The organism is Streptomyces sp. NPDC004647, assembly GCF_040609575.1.
Classification (GTDB): Bacteria; Actinomycetota; Actinomycetes; order Streptomycetales; family Streptomycetaceae; genus Streptomyces.
Genome location: NZ_JBEXKU010000185.1, coordinates 1 through 2,819 on the forward strand (window position 1 = coordinate 1; position 2,819 = coordinate 2,819).

Sequence of the window (2,819 nt, forward strand, 5' to 3'; positions counted from 1 at the left end):
GGCCGACTCCTCGACGGACTCGTGCCCGATCATCGTCTCGCTCACTCGGCGTCTCTCCTTGATCAGCAGATCCGCCGTTGATTAGACACTCCCGGACGTCCCCCCTGGAACTCGATGGTGGCGCGGTAGTGGTCGTCGAGGCACCCGGTGGAGGCTTCCCCCCCGCGCGCTCCACTTCATACGGGCGTCGCAGCATCCGGTGGGTCGCTCAACTCGTTCGAGTGAGTGGTGCGGCGGTGGGGATCGCCACCGATACCCGGCGCAGTACGGTGGCCGCCGCCGACGAGATGGGCAAACGGCTGCAGGATCTGCAGGCGGCCTTTCTCGAGATGCCCGGTATTGAGGCGTTCCGGCTCGGTTGGACGGTGCTGGTTCTTGATCTGCTGGGGCAGCCGGAGGTTCGGTGGCCGCAAGGTACTGTCGCGTGTCCTGACCGGCAAAAGCTGCATCTGGAGATCCTCAAATACTGCGACCGATGAAATCGAGAGGACCGACGTCTACTCATGAGTCCAGACATCGACTCTCAACGAACGGATACGGCCGGCTCAGGACGCAGTGAGTTGACGATCGCCGGCGGGCTCATGGTCGTCGGCCTTCTTCTCAATGTCGTCATGACCGCGATTCACCCGGCGGGAGAGGAAAACGACCACCCGGCGATCTTTACCGAGTACGCCGACAGCGGTGCCTGGGTAGCGATTCATCTCGGTCAGTTCGTTGGCGTCCTCCTCGCGTTGGCTGGACTGCTTGTTCTCTACCGCGCCATGCGCGCTGCCGGCCGGCCCCCTCTGCCGGCGCACCTCGCGGCCGCGGCGACCGTTGCAACGGCTGCCACCTGGGCCGTTCTGCAGGGCCTCGACGGCGTGGGGCTGAAGCAAGCCGTCGAGGCCTGGGACAGCGCGTCAGGGGCGGAGAAGCCGATCCGCTTTGCCAATGCCGAGACTGTGCGCTGGCTCGAATGGGGTATCCAGAGCTATTTCCGCATCCTGCTCGGGCTAACCTTCGCCCTTTTTGGGGCAGCGATCCTGGCTAGTCGTCTGGTCGTCGGCTGGCTGGGCTGGGCGGCCGTGCTCGCGGGCCTCTTCTCTGTGGCGATCGGGGTAGACGTGGGCTACAACGGTCTGGCGAGTGGGCTTCAGGATGCCCTGGGTATCGCCTTTTTGGTCGTCGTCTTGGCATTCGCCTTCGGGGTGCTCGCCACCGGAAGGCGAGCGCGCGACCAGCACCCAGCATGAACCTGACCCGGCGCCGACGGTGGTCCGTCTACCTCACCCCGACTCGTGCGCTCGAAAGATTGAGGCGATCGCTGCCAGCGCGCCACCCACGACGCGAATGCCGCTCCGGGCACACTCCTGCATCGAGGAAGCCCTCGGTGCGGCCGTCGAGGTGAGGCATCAGCACGTGATGCGCGGGCGGCGGGATGGGTTTCTTCGTCCGGGCACCATCCTTGAGCCAGACAGAACGTGGTGGCCCTGGTCGTAGCCGATGCCCTCCACCCGGGCGGCGAGCAGCGGGTCGACGCCCAGCGCCAGCGCGTACGAAGTGGGGGCAGCAGCGCATACGCCTGCGGCCGGTACCGCGCGGGCTGACGGGCGGGTGTACGTGGGTGACGGTAGATGCTGGTACGGATCCAGTACCGCAGCGATGTCATCGACCGATGGCTCGCCGCAACCGGCCTCAGTCTGACGACATCACGCCTACAAGCTCCTTACGTTGTTGGTGGGTTGATTCCGCTCGCTCGTAGGATCGGGAGGCCCAGGGGCACTGGGTGTGGCTGTCAAGCTCATGCCGCAGGGGTGGCTTCAGTAGTGGCCAGAGTGCGCCTCGTCCGCCCCCCGGTACAGCAGGTTCCAGCTGCGTCCGCCGTCGGTGGATTCATGGATTGTGTCGGTCGCGTCGGCGGCAAGCAGGCGGCTGGGGCTGGGGGCCGCGAGGACGGTGGGCCGGGCGCCGTCGGGCAGGCGGCCGCGTTCGCTCCAGGCGGTGCCGTCGCGGCTGGTCACCACGCGTCCGTCGGCTGTGAGGGCGACCAGCAGATCGGGGCTGGGGCGGTCGATGGCGGCCAGCGCAGGGGCGCCGGGCACGGGGGTGAAGGTGCGGCCGCCGTCCTCGCTGACCTTCAGGCCTTCCCGGGTGGTGGCCCACACCCGCTCCGGCTGGCTTGCGTGTGCGGCCAGGTCGCCCATGACTTCCGTGGCCCGTTGCTGCCAGGTGCGGCCCTGATTGCTGCTGGCCCAGAGCTGGCCCGATTGGCTGTCGAAGCCGTAGAGCTGGTCACCGGCGGCCTGCAGCGCGTGGAAGTCCGCCTTGCCGGAGGCGGAGACGCTCTTCCAGGTCTTGGCGGCGTCGGTGCTGCGGATCAGGCCCAGATGCGGGGAGGTGGCCTTGGGATCGCTCGGGTCGGGGTGGCCGCTGCCCAGGAACGTGCGCGGACCGGTGACGGTGAAGCCCATCGTGTCCTGGTAACGGTCGGCGATCCGGGCGGCCTTGCCGCCGTCGATGCGGAAGACGCCCAGGTGGCCAGCGGCGTAGACCGCACCGTCGGCCGGGTCTACCCCTAGGCCGTGCAGATGCCCGGTGCCAGGATCCGACGTTGAGGTGCTGAAGCTGGGAGTGCCGTCGCTGGAGTTCGCAGAGCAGGCGGCCAGGGCCAGCGTGCAGGAAGTCAGCAGCAGCGCGGCGGCGCGGCGCCACGAGAGGAAAGAGCGCAGAGCTGAAGAGGTGATCACGAGAGTTCCATTAAGGGGGAAGGGGGACCGGAGAGCGTGTCGGTAGCGAGTCGACCTGGGTTGGGGTGCGGGCGGCACCGGCGGTGCCGCCCG

General features: G+C 67.9%; 4 protein-coding genes. 3 read left to right on the forward strand and 1 reads right to left on the reverse strand.

Annotation, left to right across the window (positions count from 1 at the left end; genetic code table 11):
• Nucleotides 1-236 precede the first annotated feature (236 nt).
• The 3 genes from ABZW18_RS34455 (at nucleotide 237) to ABZW18_RS34465 (ending at nucleotide 1,586) form a co-directional block, all read left to right on the forward strand.
• On the forward strand, nucleotides 237-479 hold the full coding sequence (locus ABZW18_RS34455) for a hypothetical protein (RefSeq protein WP_356195390.1): 243 nt from the start codon (nucleotides 237-239) through the stop codon (nucleotides 477-479).
• 24 nt (nucleotides 480-503) lie between these two features.
• The gene (locus ABZW18_RS34460) at nucleotides 504-1,232 is read left to right on the forward strand and encodes a hypothetical protein (protein WP_356195393.1); all 729 of its coding nucleotides are present in this window, start codon (nucleotides 504-506) and stop codon (nucleotides 1,230-1,232) included.
• A gap of 231 nt (nucleotides 1,233-1,463) precedes the next feature.
• Nucleotides 1,464-1,586, forward strand: a complete 123-nt coding sequence (locus ABZW18_RS34465) for a hypothetical protein (RefSeq protein WP_356195396.1) — start codon at nucleotides 1,464-1,466, stop codon at nucleotides 1,584-1,586.
• Nucleotides 1,587-1,799: 213 nt separating this feature from the next.
• Here the strand turns inward: ABZW18_RS34465 and ABZW18_RS34470 are convergent, their stop codons facing one another.
• Nucleotides 1,800-2,726, reverse strand: a complete 927-nt coding sequence (locus ABZW18_RS34470) for a F510_1955 family glycosylhydrolase (RefSeq protein WP_356195398.1) — start codon at nucleotides 2,724-2,726, stop codon at nucleotides 1,800-1,802.
• Between the last annotated feature and the right edge of the window lie 93 nt (nucleotides 2,727-2,819).